Raw genomic sequence first — 582 nt, 5'->3', positions numbered from 1 at the left:
TATGGATCACACAGGTGGTGCATGGTTGTCGTCAGCTCGTGTCGTGAGATGTTGGGTTAAGTCCCGCAACGAGCGCAACCCTTGTCGCATGTTACCAGCATCAAGTTGGGGACTCATGCGAGACTGCCGGTGACAAACCGGAGGAAGGTGGGGATGACGTCAAATCATCATGCCCCTTATGGCCTGGGCTACACACGTACTACAATGGCGACCACAAAGAGCAGCGACTTGGTGACAAGGAGCGAATCTCATAAAGGTCGTCTCAGTTCGGATTGAAGTCTGCAACTCGACTTCATGAAGTCGGAATCGCTAGTAATCGCAGATCAGCATGCTGCGGTGAATACGTTCTCGGGCCTTGTACACACCGCCCGTCAAACCATGGGAGTCAGTAATACCCGAAGCCGGTGGCATAACCGCAAGGAGTGAGCCGTCGAAGGTAGGACCGATGACTGGGGTTAAGTCGTAACAAGGTATCCCTACGGGAACGTGGGGATGGATCACCTCCTTTCTAAGGAGAAAGTACAAGAAGAAGTAAAGAGATATCGGACATTTCCTGTTCAGTTTTGGAAGACTGATCTTCCA

General features: G+C 51.5%; 1 rRNA gene. It reads left to right on the top strand.

What is annotated here, in order from left to right:
* Positions 1-508, top strand: a 16S ribosomal RNA gene (locus tag NE665_RS23945); the annotation flags it as partial.
* Positions 509-582: the final 74 nt, after the last annotated feature.

This window comes from Clostridium sp. DFI.1.208, from assembly GCF_024463855.1.
Classification (GTDB): Bacteria; Bacillota_I; Bacilli_A; order Erysipelotrichales; family Erysipelotrichaceae; genus Clostridium_AQ.
Note: the sequence above shows the minus strand (reverse complement) of the source record. Positions and strands in the feature narration are given on the sequence as shown.